Raw genomic sequence first — 26,128 nt, 5'->3', positions numbered from 1 at the left:
GCCGCCCGCGGGCGGCCGGGGAGGCGTCTCAGGCGGCGCGCGGCGGGTAGACCTCGTGGATCACATCGTCGATCCAGAGTGTCTTCAGCGCGGCGATCTCACGGATCTCGGCGGAGAAGTCCCGGCCGTCGAATGTGTAGGAGACGGCGCCGAGCGTGGTCGTGCCGGCCATGCCGGGCTGCAGCTCTGCGCCTACGACGAAGCCGGAAGACGGCCCCCAGATGTAGCGCGTGCCGGCAACCGTGAAGTCATGGGCGCGGTGCAGATGGCCGCTGGCGACGAAGGCGACCTCATGCCGGCGCACGAGGTCGAGCAGATGGGCGCGCGGTTCGGGCGGCACGCTCCAATAGCCCTTGTCGCCCTCGTCCGGCGCCTCGATGAAAAGCGGGCGATGCAGGAACCAGCCGATGCGGCGGCCTTGCGCCTCGGCGATCTGCCGGTCGAGCCAGGCGAGCTGCCTTTGCTCTTCGGCCTCGTCGCTGCCGAACAGCATCGAATTGAGGCCGATCAGCCGCCAGCCCTCGAGGTCTCGGACCCAGAAATCCTCGCCGATATGGCTGCGCCAGCGCGCGAGACGTGCGTCATTGACCGGCTGGTGCGGATGATGGGCCTCTCCCACATCATGGTTGCCGGGGATGCTGAGCACCGGCACGCCCAGCGTATCGAGCAGGGCGCGGCAATGGCGCATGTCCTCGTCGACATCCGCGCCATCGACGGTGATGTCGCCGGTATGGATGACGAGGTCCGGCGCGTGGGCGGCCAGCCACGCCGTCAGCGGCGCCCAATTATCGGCGAAATGCCGCTTGGTCGGGCTCAGATGGGTGTCGGAAATCTGCACGATACGCTGCATGTCCCCTCCAGAATTCGCCACTTCATCGGGCGACCGTCTGTCTCCGGCGCGAGCGCCGGGCAGCGGCTTTGCCTTGGACCATACAAATGAATGTTTGATGACACAATTGTATTTTCGCTGTCGCTCGCCTCTTCGGCGATGATTGCGCGCGTGCCGCATGAACTCGCAGGGCGTGCGGGCTGCCCGCTTTATTCGACCATCTGCGCGACCTGCTTCATCGGTCCGGGCAATCACCCATCTTCGATCGGCATCTCCGATAACATCATCGGATCATTCCGTTTTCAAAACAGCCCGCGAAGCCGGAAAACGGCGGGCAAATCGAAAATGGAGACCGAGATGACCAAGCAGAGAACGAACCCGCGCCGCATCCTCATCGTCGGAGGTAGCTCCGGCATGGGCTTCGCCCTCGCGCGGCGGCTGTCAGCGGCCGGCGACCATGTGACGATCGTTGGCAGGGACGCTTCCCGGCTTCGGCGTGCGCAGGATGACCTCGGGGCCTCGGCAAAGCTCGAAATACGGGTAGCCGACATCACCTCGGAAGCAGCGATGCAGGCGCTGTTCGCGCATGGCGAGCCGTTCGACCACATCGTCTGCACGGCAGCGGATTTTACGGGCGCTTACGAAAGGCTTCCTGCGCTGGACCTGGATGCAGTCCGGCGCGCCATCGACAGCAAGATCATCGGCCCCATCCTTCTCGCCAAATACGGAAGTCCGAAGCTCTCTCCCGGAGGATCGCTGACCTTCACCTCCGGCATCGCAGCCTACCGGCCTATGGTAAGGGGAACGGTGGTCGCAACCATCAACGCGGCACTCGAAGGGCTCGTTCGGGCTTTGGCCGTCGAATTGGCTCCGATCCGTGTGAATGCGGTATCGCCGGGCTGGGTCGATACGCCGATATGGCAGACGGTGGCAGGCGAACGGAAGGCGGAGGTTCTCGCTGGAATGGCAGAACGCCTGCCGGTCGGTCGCGTCGGTCAGCCGGACGATATCGCCGACGCCATGGCCTTCCTCATCGGCAATGGCTTTACGACAGGCACGGTTCTTCACGTCGAAGGTGGTCATCGCCTCGTGTGAGAGAACGTCGCGTTCGCCCTGTCGAGGCCAGGAGAAACCTGAGGCCGGGCGGTTGAACGCGCCGGCGGCGCCATACCATGTCAAGCGTCGCCGCAAGCTCGAATCCGGGGGATGGGATCGCGGCGACGACACCGCGTTCCAGCGCTTCCCGGGTCGCGATCCGGGGTACAAGGGCATAGCCGCTGCCGGCCGCGACCAGCCGCACGATGGCCTCGATGCTGCCGACCTCGGCGACAGGCCTGGGCGGGGTGAAGCCGGCCCTGCACCAGGCCTGATCGAACAGATGCCGGTACACGCAGCCGGGATCGGTCGCAATGTATGGCTGGGCTGCGAGGGCATCCGGTGTCAAAGGGCGCACGACGGCGCCCGGGGCTGCCGGCTGCCCGATCATGACCAGCGGCTCTTGCGCAAATTCCCGCCGAGCCAGACGTTCATCCAGAGCACCCTTGCGAAAGCAAAAGGCGATGTCGTTCGAGCCGTCGAGAAGGCGCTGCAGGAGATGATCACTGCCCGCCACCTCGACGCGCATTCGAAGTTCGGGCTGGTGTTGTCGCAGATCCGTGAGCAGTGCGGGCAAAACCTCCCTTGCCACGGTTTCGAGCGCTCCGATGGTAACCGATTGATCGCCGAAAAGGCTTGCGCTCTTAACTGCCGCTAGCGCGTCGTCCGTTGTGGCCAGAATGTCCTGGGCATAAGGGACCAGCGCCTCACCGGCTGCCGTCAGCCGGAAACCCTGTCTGGAGCGCAGGAACAGGCGAACGCCCAGTTCATCCTCGAGAGCCTGGACCTGGTCGCTCACGCTGGACTGAGCGAGGTTGAGTTCGCCAGACGCTCGCGTCGCCGTCCTGCAGCGCGCGACGGCAAGGAAAGTCTGTAGCAGGCGCGGGGTCATGTCCGGTCAACGTAGATCATGCGGCTTTCCGACGCGATCACGAATTTCAATCTGCCGGCACGGTCCTTCGTAGCCAGCTTGAGACAATCCATCACATCTGGTCTTCGATCCGCGCACCAGGTGCATCGTCAACTCGCCGGACATGTGCCCAAATATTCCCGGCGTCGTCGTTGCTGCCTCCGGCGCTCTGAACAAGAGCCGCGCGGAGGTCGCGGAACGCTTCGTCGGGCTTTTCCATCGGGCGACCGAACGGGTTCGCAAGGAGCCGGCCAAGGTCGCCCCGCTGGTCCTCGCCGTGCTCGGTGGCGACCTGATCGCCGAAGCGACGATTGCGAAGGCACTCGTTTCGCGATCGCCTGATACACGGCTGCAGCGGGGCTCAGGCTCGAATCTCCGTCGGCTTGTATGTCCGACCGAAAATCCCATAGTTTGCAGTCGGCAATTCGATATTCGAGCGTGTGTCCTCGGAGGAGGAACATCATGCGAGAGCTGAGCATCCTGGGTTCCTCGCCGGTTGCTTCGACCGCGGGCGCATCGTTCGAAAGGGCGGTCACGAGTACCCTCACTGCGGAAGGCGTCAGGACTCAGCTTCATCGCATCGTGAACAGCGCGGACTTCGATGCTACGGAACGGTCGCGGAGATTTCTCGGCTATGTCGTCGAGGAGGAGATCGCAGGCCGTGCCGACCGCATCAAGGCGTATGCGATCGCGACCGAGGTCTTCGGGCGGGATGCCTCATTCGACGCGCATTCCGACCCGGTCGTCCGCATCGAGGCGGGGCATCTTCGGCGCGCACTCAATCTCTACTATGTCACCGCCGGCATTTCCGACGAGATCGTCATCTCGATCCCGAAAGGCAGCTACGTCCCCAAATTCGACATGCGGCCATCGCCGATGCGTCCCGTCCGGGTCGCCAGCCCGGCGCGCCGGTGGCGTGCTGTTCCTATCGCCGCCGCTTGCCTGTTGGCACTTGCCACACTGTCCTGGCCGACCGTGAATCGGATCAGAAGCGATCGTCAGCAGGCTCCGGCGCTGCCTCGGCTGCTGGTGAGACCTTTCGACGACCTGACCAATACGGGTAACTCGCAAGCGATCGCGCGCGGGCTGACGCAGGAGATCATCGGGCAGATCGCAAAGTTCAAAGACATCGTGACGGTGGCCGGTGATCCACGCGATGATCAAGGCGCCTCCGCTGCACGCTCTTCTGCCTCCGATCCGCGCTACGTTCTCGCGGGGGACATCAACGTCACCGACAACGAGTTCCGGCTTCGTGCCCGTGTCCTCAACCGTGTCGACAACACGGTGATCTGGGCGAACAGCTACACCGGCGATCTGCAGGCTTCGAAGCTCATCGAAACCGTGACCGACATCGCCCGGCAAGTCGTGACGCCGTTAGGGCAGCCCTATGGGGTGATCTATCGAGCCGACGCGTCGCAGCGACTTCAGAACGCTCCGGACGATTGGCAGGCCTATGCCTGCACGCTGTCCTACTACGCCTATCGCGTCAGCCTCGACGGCAAGAAGCATCCATCGGTCCGCAAATGCCTCGAGGACGCGGTGCGGCGCTTTCCGGACTATGCGACCGCCTGGGCGCTCCTCTCGCAAGCCTATGTCGACGAGATCCGCTTTCGCTATCCAATCGACCCGTCATCGTCGCCGGCTTCGATCGACAGGGCGCTCGAAGCCGCGCGCCGTGCGGTGGAACTCGACCCGGAAAACATTCGCGCACTTCAGGCCCAGATGTTTGCCTTGTATTTCCACGGCGAGGTCGAGACCGCTCTCAAGATCGGCGAGCAGGCCCTTGGGCTGAACCCCAACGATACCGAGCTTGTCGGCGAATATGGCTACCGCCTCGCCTTGGCCGGCCATTGGCCGCGCGGCTGCGATCTGATGAACGAGGCTCGCGAGCGCAATCCCGGGCCGCTCGCCTATTACGAATCCGGCCTGGCGCTCTGCAGCTACTTCAAGGGGGACCTGCGCGAGGCTGTGATGTGGATCACGAAGACGCCTGCGCCGGAGAACCCCAATTATCACTTGATCGCCGCAGCGGTCTACGGCGAGGCCGGTCAAACGATCGAGGCCGCGCGCGAGCGGGCCTGGCTCGAGGCCCATGCGCCTCAGCTCGTCGCCAATCTTCGATCCGAGGTGGCGCTGCGCGTCGTCCGCCCGGAGGACGTCGATCGGTTCCTGCAGTCCTTGCGCAAGGCCGGTATCGCGTCGCCGGGCGAGGGCAAGAGGAAATTCGACTGACTGCAGCGCTACGATTCCGCCGTATCCCGAACGACCGTCCTGAACAGCAGCGCTTTCATGTGCGCCGGACCGAGCGCGCGACTGAGATTCTGGAATGCGAAGTGCGGCATGAGGGCGAAGAACAGGATCACGGCGACGCACAGCACGCCGGACAGGCCGCCTCCGCCGATCGCCGGAACGCTGGTGGTGGCGGATTCGCCCTTGAACAGGCCGATCAGCATCTCTTCGACGACGTGAAAGACGACGAACAGGATCGAGAACAGGAAGGCCTCGTACAGGATCGGATAGATCAGTGGCCGCCGATCGAGCCACCTGCTCAAATTGAGATCCTCCAGGACAAGCATGACCTTCGCGAGGATGAACGCGTTGAACACGGCGAAGCCCTGGGACGCAAAGCCGATGCCGTGTTCGCGAAGAATGATCCGCTCGTTCAGCACGAAGAGTCCGAACAGGATCCACAGGTACAGAAACAGCACGGCGAACCGCCTTGCCTCGTCGAGGACGCGCGTCCGGAGGTTGCGCGCACGCCCTCGCTCGCCCGGATCAGCCTTCGTCATCGCCCGCATCTCCGCTTCGGCTCTTCGAGGGCTTCGCCAGCTCCTCAGCCAGGATCGGAATCGCGAGGTTGCAGGCCTGTACGCCCAGTGCGGTGCACAGCTTCAGGACTTCCATGATGTCCGTGGCTGTCGCCCCTAGCGCCAAGGCGGCCTTGATGTGTCGATGCGTCCCTGGCGCGTACATGTGGGTGAAGGATGCATCGAATGCGATGCTGAGAAGCTCCATCTCCTTCGAACTGAAAATTCCGCTGCCGTAGATTCCGGCGCCCGTCGCCATGAACTGGTCGGTCCATTGCGGATCGAGCTCGAAGAAGGGATTCCACGCTTCGTTCCACTGGCCGATATCCTTCATCCTATCGCATGCGGGCGTCGCGACCGGAGGCCTTGTCGCCGAACGCTGTCCCGACGCCTTCATTTCCTCGAGGAGGAGCGGCGCACCAAGGCTGCAGGAATGAATGGACACCACGGTCGCCATCTTAATGACCGTCAGGAGTTCGTCGCGTGTCGCGCCCGCGTCCAGGGCAGCGCGGACGTGGCGGCGCGCGCCTTCCTTATCCAGATTGGTGCAGGCGGCAGTGATCCCAACGGCGATCAACTCGACGAAACGGCGCGGAAGGACCCCGCCGTCCCAGGGGTTGGCGCTCATCGCCTGGCAGGCAAGCGCCCAGCCTGGGTCCCATGCCTCGAAATGAGCAAGGGCATCGCGTTCCCACGGCCCAAGCGAACGGCTGTCCTGGGGCTGATGCATTTCCAAACCTCCGCTTAGTCCGGTTCCGGCATTGGGAAGGCCGTGGCATCGGGCTGCCAGACCGCGAACATGTTCCCCGACGGATCGGCGAGAACGGCAACCCATGCCGTTCTCGGAACGGCCGTCTTGGGCCGCATGACTTTGGCCCCCATTCGTTCAGCGAGGGTGATCGACTCTTCGATTGACTCGACATGCACGAATTGCAGCCAGCCCTTCGGGTCGGCCTGCGGCCGGTAGGTTAGGCCGCCGCCGACCGTGTCGGCGTCGGTCGGGTCGAGGTGCATGCGCCAATAGTCCATGCCCTCCACGCGCTCCATTCGCCAACTGAAGAGCGCGCTGTAGAATCTGGAGAGCTGCTCCGGCTCGTCGCTATAGATTTCGAAGTGGGTTATCTGGCCAGTCACGATCCCGCTCCCGAGCTCGTTTGGAAGGATCGGCCTGCGCCGGAGCGCAGGCCCCATCAAGGCGCATGGAGCGCGATCGGCTATGCCGATGCGATCTTCAGCTTTGCCTGTGCGGCCAGGACGGGCGCCGGTGCGATCATGCACGCGGCGATCGGATGCGAGTCACCGCCCAGGACAGCCGGCTTGACCTTTCCATCGGTCGGCCAGGTCAGGAAACCCGGATTGAAGTCAGTCGGACTGGGTGGCATGTCGTTCTTGCGTAGCGTCTCTTCAACGCTGTCGTACCAGGTCCCGACCTTCATGATCCGGCGCGCCTCTTCGGCGGTCGCAACCTTGCGGCCGAACTCCTTGCACAGACGCACCGCGCCTTGAATTTGCTCCACCGTGGTCTTGCGGGTGCGATCGGCGCCCCAGAGATTGTCTTCGTTGCCGACCCGCACATGCTGGCCGAGCACGATGGACATCGCCGAGATGGAGATAAGGCCACGCATGCTCGACCAGAAGGTATTGACCGACCCCTGCGGCAGGCGTTGCAGGAAGTGCATCAGATCGAACGGATTCCGGCCCAGCGTTCCGCCGCCATAGGCACAGAGCGCGATGTTCAACGGCCCCATATAGACGCCAGCCCGGATGACCCGCTCGATGAGCTCCCATTGGTGGACATGAGCGGGGACGAAGTAAGGCTGGATGCCGTTCTTCCGAAGGCGCTTGAGGTGCTCGACGTAGAATTCGGGGGTCGAATCCACCACCATGCCGGCCCAGGCCGCCAGCACCTTGGGGTCGTCCATATGCGTCCCCTTGATGTCTTCCTTGGAGAACATCGAAGCGATGTCCCAGAGCGTGGTGCCGGTCGTCACCGTCACGAACTCCGGCTTGGGATCCAGCTCGGTGAGCATGTGGCGGGTATCGTAATCGAGCCATTTCGCCTTGGCGTCGGCCGTGTGCGGCGAGAACGAGATCGAGCCGCCGACCTGGATGATCATGTCGGGCACGGCTTCCTTCACCCGCTTCAGCAGGTAATTGTAATCGTCGAAGTTCGTCGACCCCATGCCGGTGGCCGGGTTCCGGACGTGGAAGTGCAGCATCGTGGCGCCGGCCCTGTAGCAGTCGACTGCGATCTGGACTTGTTCGTCCCAGGTCAGGGCGATATCGCTCGCGTCGCCGGGTAGCCATGCCGGGCCATAGGGCGCCGCCGTGATGATGAGTGGCGCCATGTTCTCCGGCAATATCGAGTTGTCGGTGTAGTACATGTCTTTCCTCCCTCGCTTTGGCTCTCCGGGCTTCTCGCGGCCCCTGACGGCAGGAGCGCCCGGCGCCGTGGAACTCTCATGCTCATGAGCGGCGCTTCGGCTGGTCCGCCCGGCCAATCGGGATGAGGTCGACGGTCCTCAGCGCCGCGCCGATTTCGGCGATGAGGCGGTCGATCACGGCAAACCATTCCGCCGTTCTTTCACCGCGAATCTCGGCGGGAAGTGCCTGGGCCAAGAGCAGCGCCCGCTCCGCCTCGGCGAGTTCCTCGCACATGTCACAAAAATCCTCGCTGCGTGCCGCGAGCTGCTCGATCGTCCGGCGCTCGGCCGGGAACCGTTGCATCACGGCGGAAACGCCTGGCTTCCTCTGTTCGTCGTCGGGCATCGACGCCGATCCCATCATCGCGTCGGTTCTTGCTTCGGGGCGGACCATAGACGGATCGGTCGGAAATCTGCGTAACCTACGCAGAAGACACGGGGGGAGGGGGCACATCACGGCGCTGTCAGGATGCGCCAATTGCAGCCATTGGGCGGTTGCCCGAGTGCGGACATTCATAGGCGCGCACGCGGTCACCTGCCGTGCCGGAACCTCATGTCCGCAGGTCGCTGCTGGCTTGTGATCGCCTTCAGAACCTGACGTCGAGCCGTCCCTTGAGGGCCTGGTCGCGGGTTCGCTCGCCGACGGCGGCCACATAGGAGATGCCGAAGGTGGTCGAGGCGTTTGCGCGCCAGTCGAGCCCGGCTTCGGCGACCAGCGCATTGCGATCGATGGCCGCGGCGTAAACCCCGGCCCACGTCGTGCCGGCGACGAAGGCCGTCACGGTCTTCGGCGTCAGATCGCCGAAGCCATAGCGCCAGCCGAGCAGACCCCGGGCGAAGAGCGGCATCGTACCGAGCTGCGCCTCGGCGCGCAGGCCCCATGTCGTGAAGCCGAGATTCTGGTCGCCGGAGAAGACGCGTAGCGCCGCAGCGCCGCCTTGCTCGACGTCGGAGCCGCTCGAGACCTGAAGCAAGGCAAGCTGGGCGAAGGGTTCGATGCCGAAGCGCTCAGAGGTGAACGCATAGCCTAGCTCGGCGAAGGCCTGCGCCACCCGGCTGTCGCGGTCCGATCGAAGCGTGGCTCGCCTCCGCTCTTAGCAAAGAAAACAGCCCGTAAAGTGCAGAGTAGACTATTGCCGTAGTTCATCGCGTGGCGGCAGACGCGGGCGGTGGCTGCCCAGTTGGTTTCCTGCGCTTCGCTACTGCGGTGACGGGCTGATCTTCGTCGGCATCAATGATGCGCTGTCGATCGCAAGGCGCCGCAATAGCGACGAGGTGCTGCTGGCGCGGGCGGCCAATCCGGATAGTGCGGCACGCGCTCGCGAAGCGGGCCAGGGGCGCGCCCATGAGAAGCATTTGACCGCATCGCGCTGACGTGCGCCTTCGGCTGGCGTCGCCAAGATCGGCTCTGCCGGAATGACGCATGGCTCAGGTCACATCGCGAGGTTATGGGCATGACAGCAAATGCTACGGCCGCAGCCCTATTGAATGCCTGCGAAGACCTGCTCGTCCAAACAAGACATCCGTCCGAAGTCTCATCGCGTCGGATCGCCGATCGCGCCGGCACGAATCCGGCTGCGATCAACTATCATTTCGGCGGCCTCGAACAGTTGTTCATTGCGGTGGCGGAGCGCACCTACCGACGCCTCAACGCAGAGCGTCTGGCGCTTCTGCAAAAGGCCGTTGATGCGGCCCACCCTGAGCCGGTGCCAGCCGACGCGTTGGTCCGCGCTATCATCGGCCCCTCGATCCGCTGGGCGCTCGATCCGGATTCCGCTTATCCGGTCCTTCGGCATGTAATCTCCAACTACCTGGGTTCGGAGAAGCCGGAGATGTACCGAGCGATGATCGACGAGGTCGAGCCTCACCGCCTGTTCATCTCGCATTTCCTGAAGGTCGCGCCATGGCTCGACGAGGCGGAGATCGGCTTCAGGATCAGTTGCCTTCTCGGCATCCGATCGCAGCTCATCCGGCATCGGCAGCGGACAGAAGCCCTCACCATGGGCCGGATCGACATGTCGGATGCCGAGGTGCTGCTCGGCCATATCGTTTCTATCGCCACGCCGATGTTCCGTCAGCACTGATTGTCAAACCGCGTTTGAATTCGTTCATTCCAGTGACATTTGGCAGACCTATCGGGCTCCGAACTCGCAGAGCCCCCGATGAAATCAAGCGTCACATTCGTTCATATTACCGACCTGCATGTCGGCGATCCCGCGGTCTCGGACGATCACCTGTTCAGCAATACGAGCGAGACGCTCACCTCGATCCTCGCGATGATCGGCCGCATCGAGCCGAAGCCCGCCTTCATCGTCGCCAGTGGCGACCTGACGAACCGCGGCAGCACTGACGACTACAGGCATCTCGCCCGGCTCATGCAGTCGACGGACGTTCCGGTCCTGTACGCGCTCGGCAATCATGACACGCGCGAGGGCTTCTATCAGGGCATGCTCGATCGTGCCGACGAGCTGACGGCGTCCTACGACCATGATCACGTCATCGACGGGCTACATGTCATCGTTCTCGACACCAGCACGCCCGGCCAAATTGGCGGCACGATCGAACCCGAGCAGTTCGACTGGCTTGAAGCCAGGCTCGACGCCCACCCGGAGCTGCCGAAGCTGCTCGTCGCCCATCACGCGCCTGCGCTCGGCGAGGCCCCGGACTGGGCCCATTGGCGCACTATCGAGTTCGACCAGTCGCAGCGCCTGGCCGAGATGCTCGTCGGGCGGAACATCCTCGCGATCCTGAGCGGCCATATCCATCACGACCGCTTTTCGGTCTGGCACGGCATTCCGGTGATCGTCGGTATGGGCATGCATGCAGCCACGGACATTCTGGAAAGTTCGGTACTGCGCATGGTCCGCGGCGCTTCCTTCGGCATCGGCACGGTCCGCAAATCGGGCCTGACGATGGCGCTCGTCCCGCTGCCGTCCGATCGGGCCGAGCTCAATCGCTACGACCTCACGATGCTGAGCGAGCGGCAGGAAGCCGCCCTGGCCGAAGCCACGGCGGGTTGAACCCAGAGTCACCGCAAGGACGGGTCTACCCATGATGAAACGTTTGATGTTGCGGCTGCTGGCTGCGGGCGGGCTCGGCATTGTCTTGTCGAACCCGGCAGCGGCGGAGATGGCTGGCCCACCGAGCAAGCCGGTCACGATCACGTTCTACAACTACAACCTCGCCACAGCCACGGCCGGCGCGCAGGCGACGCGCGAGCTCATCGCCGAGTTCGAGGCGGCCAATCCGTTGATCAAGGTGCAGCCGGTCCCAGTGCCGCCGAACGAGATCATGACGCGGCTGCAGGCGGATATGGCTGCAGGGCGGCAGCCCGACGTCGCGCAGCTCGTCTTCCGGGACCTGATCTATCTGGCCACCGATCTCGGCGCGCAGCCCCTCGAGGACATGGCGGGCGCCAAGGGCTATGCCGAGCTCACCGCGGGGATGATCCCGAACGGCCTGGAGCTCGGCAAGGTCGAGGGGAAGACCTACGGCCTTGCCTACACCTTCTCGACGCCGATCCTCTACTACAACGCCGACCTGTTCCGGAAGGCGGGGCTCGACCCTGACAAGCCGCCGCGGACCTGGGCAGAAGTGCGCACGGCCGCCGAGGCCATCGCCAAGAAGACCGGCGCCGAGGGCTTCTTCCCCGGCGCCTATGGGCCGGCCGACGGCACCTTCGTCTACCAGGCGATCCTGATGTCGAATGGCGGCAAGGTCCGGGACGGCAACAGGCTGACCTATGCCAGCCGCGAAGGTATCGAGGCCGTGCAGATGCTGCGCGACATGGTCGCGGGCGGTGGGCATTCGCGCATGGATCCGGCCAGCCCGGCCGATGCCATGTCCGCAGGCAAGCTCGGCATGTTCCTCTATACGAGCGCGCTGCAAAACAGCATCTCCAATGCGGCCAGGGGCAAATGGGAGCTGCGCGTCGCGCCGATGCCGGCCTTCGGCACCAAGCCTACGGCGCCGACCAACTCCGGCTCTGCTCTGTTCGCGTTCTCGACCGATCCGGCCAAGCAGCGTGCCTCCTACGAGTTGCTCAAGTTCATGACCTCGAAGCGCGGCTATACGGTCATCACCAGCAAGATCGGTTACCTGCCGTTGCGTCTCGATATCGTCGACGATCCCAATTACCTCGGCCCGTGGACCGCTGCGAACCCGCTGATCCGCCCGAATCTGGAGCAGCTCTCGCGGCTGACCCCGAACGTCGCCTTTCCCGGCCCCGATTACCGCCAGGTCGAAAGCCTTATGAAGGACGCCGTCATCGAAGCGGTCTTCGGCCGAGGCGACGTCGCCAGGATCCTGACCGAGGCGCAGACCCGCGGCCAGGCGATGATGCCCTGACCTTTGACGCTGGAGCGGGCGTCCCCGCCCGCTCCCTCCGCGTTTCCGTTCACCGACAGGTCACCCGATCGATGCCGCTTCACCCCTTGCGTCACTGGCAACTGCCGGACGCCCATAATATCCGCGATCTCGGGGGCTATGCCGGCGCCGGTGGAGTCGCCACGGGCTGGGGGCGTCTGCTGCGCGGCGACGACCTCTGGCATCTGAGCGAGAGCAGCCGCGACGCGCTGGTGGACCGCGGATTGGCTCTGGTGATCGATCTGCGCGGGTTCCACGAGATTGCCCATCAGCCGAACCCGTTCGCTGCCCATGCGACGGTGCGTTATCGCAGCATAGCGCTTTTCGACCAGTTGGAGCCCATTGGAACGCTGTCAGCGCCGCTCAATATGGCAGCACGCTACTGCGAGGCATTGGATCGATGTGGTGAGCGGCTCGTGGACGTCCTGGCCGCCATCGCCGAGGCGCCCGAGGGGGTCGTGCTCTTCCACTGCACGGCGGGCAAGGACCGCACCGGCATCGTCGCTGCGCTCCTGCTGCTGGTCGCCGGCGTCGCCGAAGACGAGATCGCCGCCGACTACGTCCTGACCGCGGAACTCGGACAGGCGATGCTCGACAGACTGCGCGAGCGCGCGCTCGCCGGCGGCGCCGATCCGGCCCAGGTCTCGCTCATGCTGGCGAGCGACGAGATCACGATCCGCACGATGCTCGCGCATCTGCGGGAGCGGCATGGCGGCATCGCCACCTATCTCGCAGCCATCGGGCTCGCGCCCGCTCGGATCGAGCGGCTGCGGGCCCGGCTGAACGATTGAAGCGCGCGGCAGCCGGCACATGGCACATGCGATGACACCCTTCGCCGAGCTCGCTGCGGCGGCCTCGAGGCGCAGGGCGAGATGGATCGTCTCTCCGTGGCTCTATCTGGCGCCCGCGATGATCAAGCTGATCCTGTGGATCTACTGGCCGCTGATCGACGCCGTCCGGCTCAGCTTCTTCCGCTGGAACATGCTGCCCAACGCGCCGCAGCGCTTCGTCGGATGGGACAACTATGTCCGGATATTCTCGCTGCCGAAATTCTGGGATGCAGTCGCCAATACCGGCGTCTACGTGCTCGGCCTGATCCCGCTCGCCGTGCTGCTGCCGCTCGCGATCGCAATCTACACGCACGACCTGCCGGCGCGCTCCCGCAACATCTATCGCGCGATCATCTTCGTCCCGATGATCATCGCCCCCGTCGTCGGCGCGGTGATCTGGCGCTGGTTGCTCGATCCCGGCCACGGGCTGGTCAATGCCGGCATCACCCTGACCGGCGCTGCGCCTGTCCGCTTCCTGGGCGATCCCGCCTGGGCGATCTGGACCATCATCGTCATCACAGGCTGGAAGCTGATCGGCTTCTCGACGCTGATCCTTTCGGCCGCCAACGCCAACATCAATCCGGCACTGATCGAGGCCGCGCGAATGGACGGAGCCTCGCGCTGGGAGATCATCCGCGACGTGCGCCTGCCGCTGCTGCGCTCCACGGTGCTGTTCCTGCTGATGATGACCACGCTGCTCGGCGCGCAATGGAGCTTCAGCTACATCCATGTCCTGACCGGCGGCGGCCCGCTCGGCTCGACCACGAACCTGTTCTACCTGCTTTGGGATTTCGGCTTCTCGACAATGTCCGTCGGCTGGAGCTCGGCCTCAGCCGTCATCCTCTTCCTCGGCTTCAGCGCGATCGCCTTCGTCCTCCTGCGGCTGATCGACAGGTATTCCATCCATGACAACTGACATTCGTCCGGGGCAGCGCGGCCGCGCCGTGGGCCATCTCGTCATGGTCCTGCTGTCGATCTTCTGCCTGTTCCCGGTCTACTGGATGATCGTCACCTCGCTGCGTCCCGAGAACGCGATCTTCGAGACCAGCCTCTGGCCCTCCGAGCTCTCGCTCGCGAATTATGCAACAGCCTTGGACGCCATCCCGATCGTCCGGATGCTGGCCAATACGCTCGTCATCTCCGTCGCCGTGACGGTGATCCAGCTCTTCACCGGGCTGCTGGCGGCTTATGCCTTCGCGCGCTGGCGCTTCCCGGGCGATCGTCTCGTTTACGCTCTGATCGCGCTGACCTGGCTCGTGCCGTTCCAGGTCGTGATGATCCCGAACTACCTGCTGATCGCGCGGATGGGTCTGCTGGACAGCGTCGCCGCACAGATCCTGCCGAACTTCGCCTCCGCGCTCGCGATCCTGCTGCTGGCCCAGACCATGCGGAGCTTTCCGAAAGAGGTGTTGGAGGCGGCCCGAATGGATGGCGCCGGGCACTGGCGCGTGCTGTGGGAGGTGGTCATGCCCAGCCTGCGCGGGACGCTCGCCTCGCTCGCCATCCTGATCTTCATCTCGACATGGAACGAGTATTTCTGGCCGTTGCTGCTGAGCCGCACGTCCGAGAACAGCGTGATCCAGATCGGCATCCAAATGTTCATGACGGCCGAGGGCAATGCCTGGGGGCCGCTCATGGCAGCCTCGACGATGGCGAGCCTGCCGGTCCTGGCGATCTATCTCGTGCTGCAGCGTCAGGTCGTTCAATCCTTCATGAAATCGGGCATCCGCTGATGCCGAGAGGTCTCTGATGTCCGCTCTTTCGATCACGGCGCTCCGCAAGAGCTATGACGGCAAGCAGGTGCTGCATGGCATCGATGTCGCGATCCCCGACGGAGACTTTGCGGTCATCGTCGGCCCCTCGGGCTGTGGCAAGTCGACCTTGCTGCGGATGATCGCGGGGCTCGAGGACGTCACCGACGGCACCATCGTGATCGGCGACAGGGTGGTGAATTTCGTCGATCCGGCAGAGCGCGGCTGCGCCATGGTTTTCCAGAACTATGCGCTCTATCCGCATATGACGGTGGCGCAGAACATCGCCTATCCGCTGAAGATCGCCCGTGTTCCGCAGGCCGAAAAGGAGCGCAAGGTGCGCGAGGCCGCCGCGCTTCTCGGGCTGAGCGACTATCTCGGCCGCAAGCCCGCGCAGCTTTCCGGCGGCCAGCGCCAGCGGGTGGCGATGGGCCGGGCGATCGTCCGCGAGCCGCAGATCTTCCTGTTCGACGAGCCGCTCTCAAATCTCGACGCCCTGCTGCGCGTGCAGATGCGGATCGAGATCAAGCGATTGCACAAGCGGCTGCGGACGACCTCCATCCTCGTCACGCATGACCAGATCGAGGCGATGACGCTCGCCGACACCCTGATCGTGATGAACAAGGGCCGGGTGGAGCAAATCGGAGCGCCGTCCGAGATCTATCGTCGCCCGGCGTCCCTGTTCGTGGCCGGTTTCCTCGGGGCTCCCGCCATGAACCTACTGCCGGCTTTCGTCCGCGACGACGGGGCGGTCGCGCTCGAGATCGAGCCGGAGCGGGCGATCGCTTTGCGCTCTGGCATGAGACCAGGCACGCAACTGGTCGCTGGGATCCGTCCGGAAGAGATCGTCATGAGCGAAGCGGCCGAGAGCTGCGACGCGGTCGTCGACATGGTCGAGGAGCTCGGAAATTCGCGCATCGCCTATTGCAGAATCCTCGACCGGGACCTCGCGGTCATCCTGCCACCGGGAACGGAACAGATCGAAGGCAAGTCCGTCCGGCTTGGCTTCAACGGCTCGGCTTGGCACTTCTTCGACGCAGCCGGGCTGCGGGTCGAGCTCCGCTACGCCCCTCCGGCGAGGGCTGTAGCGGCCCTCGTCTAGTCCAACCTCGCAACGATCCGCCGACACCCGAGCGTTCCCAGCGTCGAAATAGCTCTCGCGTTGGCCCAGGGGCATCAGAATTTGCGGAGTTTTTCCTGCAATCGCGGCGACACCATCCCTCGGTTCTCGGTCAGAAAACGATTCAGGTTGGCGATGTAAGTCTCTGGCAGGCCGAAGTGTTTTGCTCCAGCGATGACCGTCTCCATGTAGCCGGGCTTCGGCTTTCCCGGCTCGGCTGAGCGACCGATATAGATCAACGTGCGCTTGGCGCCGCCCGGCACGATCACCGGTTGGCTGATCTTCACATAGAGGCCGCTCGCGATATCCTCGAACTTGTCGAGCACGCGGATGTCGCTGAGCGAGCAATCCCAGAGCACGCCATGCACTTCGTCGCGCGGATCGCGGATCGCCGAGGCATAACCGTCGCGGGTGATGATGAAGCGATGGCGCGGCAGGCGAGCGGGGCCGAGCGGGCGCGAGTTCGGGCAGCGCTGTGCCATCCCGGCCGGGTCCATGTTGAGGCCGTAGGCGAAATAGAGGGGCATTGGGGCCTCGCGTCAGTCTCGGGCGGCGCGCGGCGCAGACCCGAGAATCTCGGGACGTATAGCCGCCCTGTTTGTTGAGGCATCTCGTCCTGAGATGCTCGGGTCAAGCCCGAGCATGACGGCGCCTTTGACCCTTACTTCGTCTTGTTGAACAGTTCCCGCCCGATCAGCATCCGCCTGATCTCGCTTGTCCCTGCGCCGATTTCGTAGAGCTTGGCGTCGCGCAGCAATCGCCCGGTCGGGTAGTCGTTGATGTAGCCGTTGCCGCCGAGCAACTGGATGGCGTCGAGCGCGACCTGCGTCGCCTTCTCGGCTGCGATCAGGATGGCGCCGGCAGCATCCTCGCGGGTCGTCTCGCCGCGGTCGCAGGCCTTGGCGACCGAATAGACATAGGCCCGGCAGGAGTTCATCGCGACATACATGTCGGCAACCTTGCCCTGAACGAGCTGGAACTCGCCGATCGACTGGCCGAACTGCTTGCGTTCGTGGACATAGGGCATGACCGCGTCGAGTGCCGCTTGCATGATGCCGAGCGGCCCGGCCGCCAGCACGACGCGCTCGTAGTCGAGGCCGGACATCAGCACGTTGACGCCGCGCCCGACCTGGCCGAGCACGTTCTCCTCCGGCACCTCGCAATCCTGGAAGACGAGCTCGCAGGTGTCGGAACCGCGCATGCCGAGCTTGTCGAGCTTCTGATGGGTCGAGAACCCCTTCATGCCCTTCTCGATCAGGAAGGCGGTGATGCCGCGTGAGCCGGCCTCCGGATCGGTCTTGGCGTAGACGACCAGCGTTTCGGCGATCGGGCCGTTGGTGATCCACATCTTGTTGCCGTTGAGGACGTAGCGGTCGCCCTTCTTCTCGGCGCGGGTGCGCATCGAGACGACGTCGGAACCCGAGCCGGGCTCGGACATGGCGAGCGCGCCGACATGCTCGCCGGAGATCAGCCCAGGCAGATATTTGCGCTTCTGCGTTTCGTTGCCGTTGCGGCGGATCTGGTTGACGCAGAGATTCGAGTGGGCGCCGTAGGAGAGGCCGACCGAGGCCGAGGCTCTGCTGACCTCCTCCACGGCGATGCAATGTTCGAGATAGCCGAGCCCCGAACCGCCATATTCCTCCTCGACCGTCATGCCGTGCAGGCCGAGCGCGCCCATTTCCGGCCAGAGATCGCGCGGGAACTGGTTGGTGCGGTCGATCTCTTCGGCGCGCGGGGCGATTTTCTCCTGCGCGAAGGCGTGGACGGTGTCGCGGATGGCGTCGGCGGTCTCGCCGAGGTCGAAATTGAACGGGCGCGGCGCGTTGGCAAGCATGGCGGAACCTCCCGGCAGATCGTGGGGAGCGGGGCTCCCTTTGCCTTCGTTATAGCTGCCCGGGGGGCGGCGCGTCAGTGCGCAGCCGCGCCCGGCGCAGTTTGGCGTCGACGCCACGGTCAGGTCTCGCAGCCGGCATCGGCGGAGCGGCGTTCCAACCGGAATTCAAGGCTTGTACATATCCTATCCAGGGGGATAGGATACGTACATGAGCCACGCGATGGATCCCGACATCATCAACCGCCTGCGCCGCGCGCAGGGGCATCTCGGCACCGTCGTCGGCATGGTCGAGGGGGGCAGGGCAGTGCCCGAGGTGGTGCAGCAGCTCCAGGCTGTCGAGAAGGCGCTGGAGAAGGTCAAGTCGCTGCTCATTTTCGATCATATCGAGCATCATCTGTTCGACCACGCACAGGTCTCGACGCCTGATGCGCGCAAGTCGATCGAGGAGCTCAAGGCCCTCACCAAATATCTCTGACCGCCGCGGAGTAAACCGATGTCGGACGCGAACAGCTTTCCCGCCCAGCATGAGCATATCTTTCTCGGCAGCGCGCATGACCGCCACGAGCGGCGCACCTGGCTCGTCGTCGGCCTGACGGCCGTCATGATGGTCGCCGAGATCGTGGCCGGTACGGTCTTCGGCTCGATGGCTCTCGTGGCCGATGGCTGGCATATGTCGACCCATGCGGCGGCGCTCGGCATCGCTGCCTTTGCCTATCGCTTCGCGCGCCAGCACGCGCATGACCGCCGCTTCAGTTTTGGAACGGGCAAGCTCGGCGATCTCGCTGCCTTCGCCAGCGCGTTGCTGCTGATGTTCATCGCACTGGCTGTCGCCTGGGAGTCGGCTCTGCGGCTCTACACGCCGATCGCGATCGACTTCACCCAGGCGACGGCGGTTGCCGTGCTCGGGCTTCTGGTCAATCTCGTAAGCGCCTGGCTGCTGAGCGACGGGCACGATCATCACCACGGCCACAACGATGGCGGCAGCGGGCATCACGGCCGCGGGCATGACGACCACCAACACGGCCATCACCACGCCCATGGCGGTCATGGCGGGGATACCAATCTGCGCGCCGCCTACATGCATGTGCTCGCGGATGCGTTCACCTCGATCCTGGCGATCACGGCGCTGCTCGGCGGCCGCTTCTACGGCTGGGTCTGGCTCGATCCGGTGATGGGCATCGTCGGCGCCTGCGTCATCGCCCATTGGTCGATCGGGCTGCTGCGCAGCTCGGGAGGCGTGCTGCTGGACACGGTGCCGGATGAGGAGCTGGCAAGGCGCATCGGAGAGCGGATCGCGGCCGAGGGCGCAGAGGTCGCCGACCTGCATCTCTGGCAGGTTGGGCCGGGCCATCGCAGCGCCATCGTCTCGGTCGTGACCGGCCAGCCCAAGCCGCCCGCGGCCTACAAGGCGTTGCTCGCCGATCTGCCGACGCTCTCGCATGTCACGGTCGAGGTGAACACGCGTTCCGCCGCGTAGGGGCGGGCTCAGTCGCCGATCACGCCGCGGCGGCGCAGCAAGATCAGCGTGAACAGCGCGGCGCAGATGCAGGACAGGGACACGAAGGCGGCGCCGAAATCCGACTCGACCCAGGGCAGTCCCTTCACATTGATGCCGAACAGGCCGGTGATGAAGGTCGCAGGCAGGAAGAGCGCCGTCAGCAGCGAGAGTACGTAGAGCTGCCGGTTGGTGCGGCTGGCCGAGCGGGCGGCGATCTCATCCTGCAACAGCCGGGCGCGGTCCTGTACGGACTGGACATCGTGGTGCAGGCCGTCGATGCGCTGGAGCAACCGCAGGGCTGCCGCCTTGACGGCATCCGGGGCGCTGCGGCCGGACGGCGTCTCGGCGAAGCGGCGGAACAGCACATGCAGGCCGCTGAGCTGCCGGTGCAGGCGGACGGCCGTGCGGCGCACTGCACCGACACGCTGCGGGCCATCATGCAGCCTATCGAGCAGGATGTGATCCTCGACGCTGTCGGTCTCGTCGACGAGGCGGATGACCGCGTCGGTGACGTCGTCGATGATGTATTCGATGATCTGCTCGAACAGCCCGGCCGGGCTCGCGGCCGGCTCGCCGCGATCGAGCGCCTCCGCCGTCATGCGGATCGAGTGCAGCGCCTCGCGGCGTCCGGTCAGCAGGAACCGGTCGCCGACGATCCAGCGCAGCGCGCCGACATCCTCGGATTTGTGGGCGATGTCGCGGATCAGATCGTGCGAGACGCCCCAGGCGAGGCTGGCCGAATGGTCGAGCCGCTGGTGCTGCTCATGCGAGAGGAACGCTTCCTGGGTTGCGTCCGGCAGGGCCTGCTCGGCGATCCAGCTCTGGGCCCGCGTGTGGACTAGGTCGAGATGGAGCCAGACGAAGCCCTCGGCGGGATTTAGGTCCGGCAGGATGTCGCGCGGAACCCGGCTCGGCAACCCATCCTCATCGAAGCGATAGGCCCAGATGATGCCGGATTGGGATTGCACGTCGCCGGGCATGGTCTGTTTCCGCTACCGCCGCAGTCTGGCCGGCGGCGCGCCTAAGGGCGCTGCGGATGTGACAGCGACGTGACGGTCGCTGTCCCCGGCTAGTTGCGATTGGCGGCCGTGCGCGCGGGCGGGATACGTCCCGGCGGAACGAATTGAAGCTGCGTTCCGCCCGCAGCTTTCGGCGCGCGGGCGCCGGCCGGTGTCGGCAGTGCCCTCTGCTCGGCAACCTTCGGCTCGCCACCGTGCCACTTACGCGAACCGATGTCGAAGTGGCCCTTGCGCCAGGCCTCGAACTCGCGCTCGCTGCCGAAGAAGGCGTTGCGATCGACGTCTCCGGAGATGCCGGGCACGCGCCCGGTGGTGGTGAATTGCCAGAATTCCCAACGGTCCCGGGCATAGCGCTTGGCCAGCGGCGCGGCGGTCGAGCGCAGCCAGAAGGGGTGATCCTTGAGTTCGCCCTCCAGCACATCCTCGTGGAAATTGATGTCGGTATAGATGATCGGCTTCTTGCCGGTGTGCTCGCGCAACCCCTTCAGCATCTCCTCGATCTTGGCGAGCGCCAGTTCGCGCGAGATCTTGCGGGTGCATTGCGAGTCGTTCTGCCATTCGACATCGAGGACGGGCGGCAAGGCATCCGGGTCGCGCGGGATATGCTTCTTGATCCAGCGCACCTGGTCCTTCGCGGAACGGCACCACCAGACGAAGTGATAGGCGCTGCGTGGAATGCCGTGCTTTTTCGCCTCGGCCCAGTTGCGCTTGAAGTTGGGGTCGAGATAGTCGCCGCCCTCGGTCGCCTTGATGAAGGCGAAGCGGGTGCCGGCGTCCTTGACCCTGCCCCAGTCGATCTCGCCCTGCCAGCGCGAGACGTCGATGCCCTGGATGACCTTGCGCCGCGCATCGCGGACGCCGTGATGCGGGGCGCTGTCGCCCTTCTTCGGATAGAGAGCCAGTGCCGGCTCGACAAAACAGGTCAGAAGCGCCGCTAGGGCAAGGGCTCCAAGCCCGGTCCGTCCGCTGGTCAGCTTGCCCGCTGGCATGTGTCTCTCCCGCATCACAGGTCCAGATGGCGGGAGCGTGGTTAAGCAGCGGTTAGAATTGCCGCGCAATCTAGCGAAGAGTTTCAGCCTTGGTTAACCGCCGGGCTGGCGGGCCCTCAATCGTCGAGGTCGGAGTCCTGAGCCGCCCTCGCAGCCATGCGGCTCGGCTGGAAGGCGGAGGCGACTGGAGGAGCGCTGCCCGGGATGCGCGCGACCGGTACGTCGCTCGGCACGTCCGGTGCCGGCAGCGGGGCCTGGCCGGGAACGGGAGCCGGCGAGGGGGCTTGCTGAGGCGCTGGAGCCGCCGCGGGTTGCGGAGCGGCCTCCCGCTTGTCCCAACGCCGCATGCCGATGTCGTATTCGCCGCGCAGCCAGCCGGCGAACTGGCTCTCCGTGCCGAAGAATGCGTTGCGGTCGACGTCGCCCTTGATGCCGGGCACGCGGCCGGTGGTGGTGAACTGCCAGAAGCCCCAGGTGCGGTTGTTGTAGCGCGCTTCCGGGAGGGCCGCGGTCGAGCGGATCCAGTAGGGGTACTCGTTGAACTGGCCTTCCAGCACCTCGCGGTGGAAGGTGATGTCCGTGTAGATCACAGGCTTCTTGCCCGTGAGCTGTTCCAGCTCCCTCAGCATCAGCTGGATCTTCTCACGCGCCAGCTCGCGGTCGATCTTCTGTGGGCAGGTGCGGGAGTGCCCGTTCCATTCGACGTCGAGCACCGGCGGGAGCGCATCGGCATCGTTGGGAATCTGCTGCTTGAACCAGACCGCCTGCTCATGCGCCGGACGGCACCAGTAGACGAAATGGTAGGCGCCGCGCGGGATGCCGGCGCGGCGCGCACCTTCCCAGTTGCGCTGGAAGGCCGGATCGACATGGTCTCCGCCCTCTGTCGCCTTCATGTAGACGAAACGGGTGCCGGCCGCCTTGACCGAGGCCCAATCGATATCGCCCTGCCAGCGCGAGATGTCGATGCCGTGGATCGGATAGCTATGTGCCGCGGCAACACCGGGATGAGGGCGCGCATCGCCCTTCGACGGATAGTTGTCGAGCGCCACGCAGCCACCAAGGGCCGCGACAGCGGCGGCAGCCAGAAAGGGCAGGATGCTAGAGAACTGCATGCGATGGGAGTTCATGTCGGGGAGAATTGCGGAGAATGCTTGACGGCCGGTTTACGTTACCAAAGTTCTGCCGCCTGTCAGCCCAATCGGCGGCAGCTCCGTGATACGGCCGTCCAGCGCCGTCGATTCGCTGTTGCCGCGGAAAGGAAGGTTCTTGCCGTAACGCCTTGCGATGGCCCGGAAACACGAAAGGCGACCCGAAGGTCGCCTTTCGCTGGACACTGTCCGAATTTGGTGCGGTCGAGAGGACTCGAACCTCCACGGGTCTCCCCGCTACCACCTCAAGGTAGTGCGTCTACCAATTCCGCCACGACCGCAGCTCGGTTCCGGTTGCGGGCGGTGCAACCAGGGAGCGGCGCCGATCTAGCAAATCGAATCCGCTGCCACAAGAGCGTCACTGTGGAAAAACGAGCGATATCGAATTTTCCCCAGAATGGGCCGCTTCAGGCGGCTTCGGCGACGCTCTGCAGGGTGTAGATCGTCGGGCGCTTCAGCATCTGGGTGATCTCGACGGAGATCCTCGCGCCGCTGACGACGACGATTCCCTTGGCGAAGGGGTGGTTGTTCGCGAGAATCTGGACTTCGTCGGTCTCGCTGGCGTTGAGCTCGATGATGGCGCCGCGGCCGAGTCGCAGCAGCTTGTAGATCGGCATCTGGGTCTGCCCCAGCACGACAGTGAGCTCGACGGGAACGAGATCGAGATCGGCCTTCAAGTCCTGCCTCCGGAACCTTACTTCAGAATTGGACCAGCAAAACTTGCCTGCCTGCCGGTTTTCGGCGCATCAGGCTTGCCGAGGTCGCGCCGGATGTCGCCAGCCTGGAAAGATTGAACGGAACATGGTTAAGCCATGGTGAAGATGCGTGAGGAACTGGCCGTCTCCTTCCTGCCGGAAGCAGGCTCCGAGCCGGTCGAATGGGTCGTGGCCGAGGGACTGACCGGCTATGACGAGGCCGTCGCCGAGATGGAACTGCGTGCCGGCCTGATCGCCGACGGCAAGGCCCGCGAGCGCGTCTGGCTGGTCGAACATCCGCCGCTCTACACGGCCGGCACCTCGGCACGCGACGAGGATCTGATCGCGCCGGAGCGTTTCCCGGTGTTTCGGTCGGGGCGGGGCGGGCAGTTCACCTATCACGGCCCCGGCCAGCGGGTGGCCTATGTCATGCTCGACCTGAAGCGGCGCCAGCCGGATCTGCGCCGCTTCGTCGCGGCGCTCGAAGGCTGGCTGATCGGCGCGCTCGGCGATTTCAACATCCGCGGCGAGCGGCGCGAGGATCGCGTCGGCGTCTGGGTGCGCCGGCCGGAGAAGGGCGCTGATATCGAGGACAAGATCGCCGCCATCGGCATCCGCGTGCGACGCTGGGTCTCGTTCCACGGCATCTCGCTCAATGTCGAGCCTGACCTTTCCCATTTCGACGGAATCGTGCCCTGCGGCGTCAGCCAGCATGGCGTGACCTCCCTCGTCGATCTCGGCCTGCCGGTGACGATGCCGGAGGCCGATTCGATGCTGCGCGAAGCCTTCGAGCGGGTGTTCGGGCCGACGGTCTTGGTCTGATTTACCTGTCGTTAGCCATGCCAAACCCATCCTCGGTATGGGGACTGGGCCAAAAGCATGGGGACGACGATGCGTGTTTTCCTTTTCGCCGGTAGCTTCGCCGTGTTGCTGGCAGCCTGCAACACGACGGACCAGCGCATTGCCGGCGCTGCCGCTGGAGCGGGAGCCGGGGCGATCGTCGGCGGACCGATCGGCGCGGTCGCCGGAGGTGCGATCGGCGCCGTCGCGGCGCCTTCCGTAACCGGATCGATCAACAAGATGAGCGAGTGAACGCAAGCGCCCGGCGCGGATTTGCCCGGCCGCGTCCGGGTGTCCGTGCCGGTTGGCGTTTTCGATAGGGCGCGCCATAACCTCGGGCCAAGGATTGTCGTGAGGGAGCGCGCCCGTGCCTGTCATCGAGAGCAAGGTCGATCTGAATTCGGCTGAGACGCGCGCCAATGCCGAAGCCTGGGCCGGCCTGCGCGACGAGCTGCAGGAGCGGCGCGCGACGGCTGCGCTCGGCGGCAATGCCAAGTCCCGCGAGCGCCATACCTCCCGCGGAAAACTGCTTCCTCGGGAACGCGTGCTGCGCCTGACCGACCCCGGCTCTGCCTTCCTCGAGATCGGCTCGCTCGCTGCCTTGGGCATGTATGAGGGCGATGTCCATGCCGCCGGCATGATCGCCGGTATCGGGCGCGTCGCGGGGCGGGAATGCATGATCGTCTGCAACGATGCTACGATCAAAGGCGGCACCTACTACCCGATGACGGTGAAGAAGCATCTGCGGGCGCAGGAGATCGCGCGCGAGAATCGCTTGCCCTGCATCTACCTCGTCGATTCCGGCGGCGCGAACCTGCCGCACCAGACCGAGGTCTTTCCCGACCGCGAGCATTTCGGCCGCATCTTCTACAACCAGGCGACGCTCTCGGCCGAGGGCATCCCGCAGGTCGCGGTGGTGATGGGCTCCTGCACTGCCGGCGGCGCCTATGTGCCGGCAATGTCGGACGAGACGGTCATCGTCAGGAAGCAGGGTACGATCTTCCTCGGCGGCCCGCCGCTGGTGAAGGCCGCGACCGGCGAGGTCGTCTCGGCCGAGGATCTGGGCGGCGCCGATGTCCATGCGCGGCTGTCGGGTGTCGCCGACCATTATGCCGGCGACGATACCCATGCGCTTGCCATCGCCCGGCGCATCGCCGGCAATCTCAACAGCGTGAAGCGGCCGGACATCGACATCGCCGAGCCGGTCGAGCCGCTCTACGACCCCGCCGAGCTCGAAGCCGTCGTCCCGACCGACCTCAAGAAGCAGTACGATATCCGCGAGGTGATCGCGCGACTCGTCGACGGCTCGGAGTTTGACGAGTTCAAGAAGCTCTATGGCACGACGCTGGTAACGGGCTTCGCCCGCATCCACGGCATCCCGGTCGGGATCATCGCCAATAACGGCATCCTGTTCTCGGAGAGTGCGCTGAAGGGCGCGCATTTCATCGAGCTCTGCTGCCAGCGGCGCATCCCGCTTCTCTTCCTGCAGAACATCACCGGCTTCATGGTCGGCCGCGACGTCGAGACCCGCGGCATCGCCAAGGACGGCGCCAAGCTCGTCACGGCGGTGGCTTCGGCGCGGGTGCCGAAGATCACCGTGCTGGTCGGCGGTTCCTTCGGTGCCGGCAATTACGGCATGTGCGGGAGGGCCTATTCGCCACGTTTCCTGTTCACCTGGCCGAATTCGCGGATATCGGTGATGGGCGGCGAGCAGGCGGCGAGCGTGCTCGCGACGGTGCGCCGCGACAATATCGAGGCCGAGGGCAAGAGCTGGCCGGCGGCGGACGAGGAAGCCTTCAAGGCGCCGATCCGTAGCAGATACGAGGAGGAGGGCTCGCCCTATTTCGCGACGGCCCGGCTCTGGGACGACGGCATCATCCTGCCCTCGGAGACGCGCCGGGTGCTGGCGCTGGCTTTCTCCGCCACGCTCAATGCCGAAGTGCCCGAGACGAAGTTCGGCGTTTTCCGGATGTGA

26 protein-coding genes, 1 tRNA gene and 2 pseudogenes are annotated in these 26,128 nt (G+C 64.9%); 14 read left to right on the top strand and 15 right to left on the bottom strand.

The window, feature by feature from the left end:
* Positions 1-28: 28 nt before the first annotated feature.
* The gene (locus AC1DEZ_RS03910) at positions 29-850 is read right to left on the bottom strand and encodes a metallophosphoesterase family protein (RefSeq protein ID WP_476778705.1); all 822 of its coding nucleotides are present in this window, start codon (positions 848-850) and stop codon (positions 29-31) included.
* A 336-nt stretch (positions 851-1,186) separates the two neighbouring features.
* Between AC1DEZ_RS03910 and AC1DEZ_RS03905 the strand changes: the two genes are divergently transcribed.
* Positions 1,187-1,924 (top strand): SDR family oxidoreductase, encoded by a 738-nt coding sequence (locus tag AC1DEZ_RS03905; RefSeq protein ID WP_441513079.1) that lies wholly within the window; start codon positions 1,187-1,189, stop codon positions 1,922-1,924.
* On the opposite strand, the gene AC1DEZ_RS03900 is transcribed toward AC1DEZ_RS03905, so the two are convergent.
* Positions 1,875-2,816 (bottom strand): LysR family transcriptional regulator, encoded by a 942-nt coding sequence (locus AC1DEZ_RS03900; RefSeq protein WP_476778704.1) that lies wholly within the window; start codon positions 2,814-2,816, stop codon positions 1,875-1,877. The two genes, AC1DEZ_RS03905 and AC1DEZ_RS03900, sit on opposite strands and share 50 nt — an antisense overlap.
* 480 nt (positions 2,817-3,296) lie before the next feature.
* On the opposite strand from AC1DEZ_RS03900, the gene AC1DEZ_RS03895 reads away from it, so the two are divergent.
* Positions 3,297-5,066, top strand: coding sequence for a hypothetical protein (locus tag AC1DEZ_RS03895; protein WP_476778703.1), 1,770 nt, complete (start codon positions 3,297-3,299; stop codon positions 5,064-5,066).
* An 8-nt stretch (positions 5,067-5,074) separates the two neighbouring features.
* Here the strand turns inward: AC1DEZ_RS03895 and AC1DEZ_RS03890 are convergent, their stop codons facing one another.
* The 6 genes and pseudogenes from AC1DEZ_RS03890 to AC1DEZ_RS03865 all read right to left on the bottom strand — a co-directional run.
* A complete protein-coding gene (locus AC1DEZ_RS03890) occupies positions 5,075-5,632 on the bottom strand; it encodes a hypothetical protein (protein WP_476778702.1) in 558 nt (185 codons plus the stop codon).
* Positions 5,610-6,371: a carboxymuconolactone decarboxylase family protein gene (locus AC1DEZ_RS03885; protein WP_476778701.1), complete on the bottom strand. Its 762-nt coding sequence runs from the start codon at positions 6,369-6,371 to the stop codon at positions 5,610-5,612. The genes AC1DEZ_RS03890 and AC1DEZ_RS03885 overlap by 23 nt, the downstream gene beginning before the upstream one ends.
* 14 nt (positions 6,372-6,385) lie before the next feature.
* A complete protein-coding gene (locus tag AC1DEZ_RS03880; RefSeq protein WP_476778700.1) occupies positions 6,386-6,775 on the bottom strand; it encodes a VOC family protein in 390 nt (129 codons plus the stop codon).
* 80 nt (positions 6,776-6,855) lie between these two features.
* Complete coding sequence (locus AC1DEZ_RS03875; RefSeq protein WP_476778699.1) at positions 6,856-8,025, bottom strand: beta-keto acid cleavage family enzyme; 1,170 nt, start codon at positions 8,023-8,025, stop codon at positions 6,856-6,858.
* Positions 8,026-8,107: 82 nt separating this feature from the next.
* Positions 8,108-8,410: a hypothetical protein gene (locus tag AC1DEZ_RS03870; RefSeq protein WP_476778698.1), complete on the bottom strand. Its 303-nt coding sequence runs from the start codon at positions 8,408-8,410 to the stop codon at positions 8,108-8,110.
* Positions 8,411-8,651: 241 nt separating this feature from the next.
* Positions 8,652-9,134: pseudogene (locus tag AC1DEZ_RS03865) on the bottom strand (autotransporter outer membrane beta-barrel domain-containing protein); the annotation flags it as partial.
* A gap of 378 nt (positions 9,135-9,512) precedes the next feature.
* Between AC1DEZ_RS03865 and AC1DEZ_RS03860 the strand changes: the two are divergent.
* From AC1DEZ_RS03860 to AC1DEZ_RS03830, 7 genes are all read left to right on the top strand, one after another.
* On the top strand, positions 9,513-10,148 hold the full coding sequence (locus AC1DEZ_RS03860) for a TetR/AcrR family transcriptional regulator (RefSeq protein WP_476778697.1): 636 nt from the start codon (positions 9,513-9,515) through the stop codon (positions 10,146-10,148).
* Between the two features lie 78 nt (positions 10,149-10,226).
* Positions 10,227-11,084 carry a metallophosphoesterase gene (locus tag AC1DEZ_RS03855; RefSeq protein ID WP_476778696.1) on the top strand — a complete coding sequence of 286 codons (858 nt, stop codon included), beginning with the start codon at positions 10,227-10,229 and terminating at the stop codon, positions 11,082-11,084.
* Between the two features lie 31 nt (positions 11,085-11,115).
* Positions 11,116-12,411, top strand: a complete 1,296-nt coding sequence (locus tag AC1DEZ_RS03850) for an ABC transporter substrate-binding protein (RefSeq protein ID WP_476778695.1) — start codon at positions 11,116-11,118, stop codon at positions 12,409-12,411.
* Between the two features lie 71 nt (positions 12,412-12,482).
* A complete protein-coding gene (locus tag AC1DEZ_RS03845) occupies positions 12,483-13,220 on the top strand; it encodes a tyrosine-protein phosphatase (RefSeq protein ID WP_476778694.1) in 738 nt (245 codons plus the stop codon).
* 19 nt (positions 13,221-13,239) lie between these two features.
* Positions 13,240-14,175, top strand: coding sequence for a carbohydrate ABC transporter permease (locus AC1DEZ_RS03840; RefSeq protein WP_476778693.1), 936 nt, complete (start codon positions 13,240-13,242; stop codon positions 14,173-14,175).
* Complete coding sequence (locus AC1DEZ_RS03835) at positions 14,165-14,992, top strand: carbohydrate ABC transporter permease (RefSeq protein WP_476778692.1); 828 nt, start codon at positions 14,165-14,167, stop codon at positions 14,990-14,992. The genes AC1DEZ_RS03840 and AC1DEZ_RS03835 overlap by 11 nt, the downstream gene beginning before the upstream one ends.
* A 16-nt stretch (positions 14,993-15,008) precedes the next feature.
* The gene (locus AC1DEZ_RS03830) at positions 15,009-16,112 is read left to right on the top strand and encodes an ABC transporter ATP-binding protein (protein ID WP_476778691.1); all 1,104 of its coding nucleotides are present in this window, start codon (positions 15,009-15,011) and stop codon (positions 16,110-16,112) included.
* A gap of 74 nt (positions 16,113-16,186) precedes the next feature.
* Here the strand turns inward: AC1DEZ_RS03830 and AC1DEZ_RS03825 are convergent, their stop codons facing one another.
* Both AC1DEZ_RS03825 and AC1DEZ_RS03820 read right to left on the bottom strand, forming a co-directional pair.
* Entirely contained in the window at positions 16,187-16,657 is a 471-nt protein-coding gene (locus AC1DEZ_RS03825; protein ID WP_476778690.1) for a gamma-glutamylcyclotransferase family protein, read from the bottom strand.
* 134 nt (positions 16,658-16,791) lie between these two features.
* Entirely contained in the window at positions 16,792-17,964 is a 1,173-nt protein-coding gene (locus tag AC1DEZ_RS03820) for an isovaleryl-CoA dehydrogenase (RefSeq protein ID WP_476778689.1), read from the bottom strand.
* Between the two features lie 208 nt (positions 17,965-18,172).
* Between AC1DEZ_RS03820 and AC1DEZ_RS03815 the strand changes: the two genes are divergently transcribed.
* Entirely contained in the window at positions 18,173-18,439 is a 267-nt protein-coding gene (locus AC1DEZ_RS03815) for a metal-sensing transcriptional repressor (RefSeq protein ID WP_476778688.1), read from the top strand.
* An 18-nt stretch (positions 18,440-18,457) separates the two neighbouring features.
* Positions 18,458-19,441 (top strand): CDF family Co(II)/Ni(II) efflux transporter DmeF, encoded by a 984-nt coding sequence (dmeF, locus tag AC1DEZ_RS03810; RefSeq protein ID WP_476778687.1) that lies wholly within the window; start codon positions 18,458-18,460, stop codon positions 19,439-19,441.
* Between the two features lie 8 nt (positions 19,442-19,449).
* Here dmeF and AC1DEZ_RS03805 read toward each other — a convergent pair whose 3' ends face one another.
* From AC1DEZ_RS03805 to AC1DEZ_RS03785, 5 genes and pseudogenes are all read right to left on the bottom strand, one after another.
* Positions 19,450-20,442 carry a CorA family divalent cation transporter gene (locus AC1DEZ_RS03805; protein WP_476778686.1) on the bottom strand — a complete coding sequence of 331 codons (993 nt, stop codon included), beginning with the start codon at positions 20,440-20,442 and terminating at the stop codon, positions 19,450-19,452.
* Between the two features lie 89 nt (positions 20,443-20,531).
* Positions 20,532-21,470: a glycoside hydrolase family 25 protein gene (locus AC1DEZ_RS03800; RefSeq protein ID WP_476778685.1), complete on the bottom strand. Its 939-nt coding sequence runs from the start codon at positions 21,468-21,470 to the stop codon at positions 20,532-20,534.
* 353 nt (positions 21,471-21,823) lie between these two features.
* A pseudogene (locus AC1DEZ_RS03795) lies at positions 21,824-22,582 on the bottom strand (glycoside hydrolase family 25 protein); the annotation flags it as partial.
* A gap of 232 nt (positions 22,583-22,814) precedes the next feature.
* Positions 22,815-22,899 (bottom strand) — tRNA-Leu (locus tag AC1DEZ_RS03790).
* Between the two features lie 126 nt (positions 22,900-23,025).
* The gene (locus AC1DEZ_RS03785) at positions 23,026-23,295 is read right to left on the bottom strand and encodes a FliM/FliN family flagellar motor switch protein (RefSeq protein ID WP_149128694.1); all 270 of its coding nucleotides are present in this window, start codon (positions 23,293-23,295) and stop codon (positions 23,026-23,028) included.
* Positions 23,296-23,430: 135 nt separating this feature from the next.
* On the opposite strand from AC1DEZ_RS03785, the gene lipB reads away from it, so the two are divergent.
* The 3 genes from lipB to AC1DEZ_RS03770 all read left to right on the top strand — a co-directional run bounded on the left by lipB (position 23,431) and on the right by AC1DEZ_RS03770 (position 26,128).
* Positions 23,431-24,135, top strand: coding sequence for a lipoyl(octanoyl) transferase LipB (gene lipB, locus AC1DEZ_RS03780; RefSeq protein WP_476778684.1), 705 nt, complete (start codon positions 23,431-23,433; stop codon positions 24,133-24,135).
* 69 nt (positions 24,136-24,204) lie between these two features.
* Positions 24,205-24,405, top strand: coding sequence for a hypothetical protein (locus AC1DEZ_RS03775; protein WP_441512764.1), 201 nt, complete (start codon positions 24,205-24,207; stop codon positions 24,403-24,405).
* Between the two features lie 115 nt (positions 24,406-24,520).
* Positions 24,521-26,128 (top strand): carboxyl transferase domain-containing protein, encoded by a 1,608-nt coding sequence (locus AC1DEZ_RS03770; protein ID WP_476778683.1) that lies wholly within the window; start codon positions 24,521-24,523, stop codon positions 26,126-26,128.

This window comes from Allobosea sp. 10L422, from assembly GCF_056395345.1.
The sequence above is the reverse complement of the archived record's forward strand: the minus strand, read 5'-3'. Positions and strand labels throughout refer to the sequence as shown.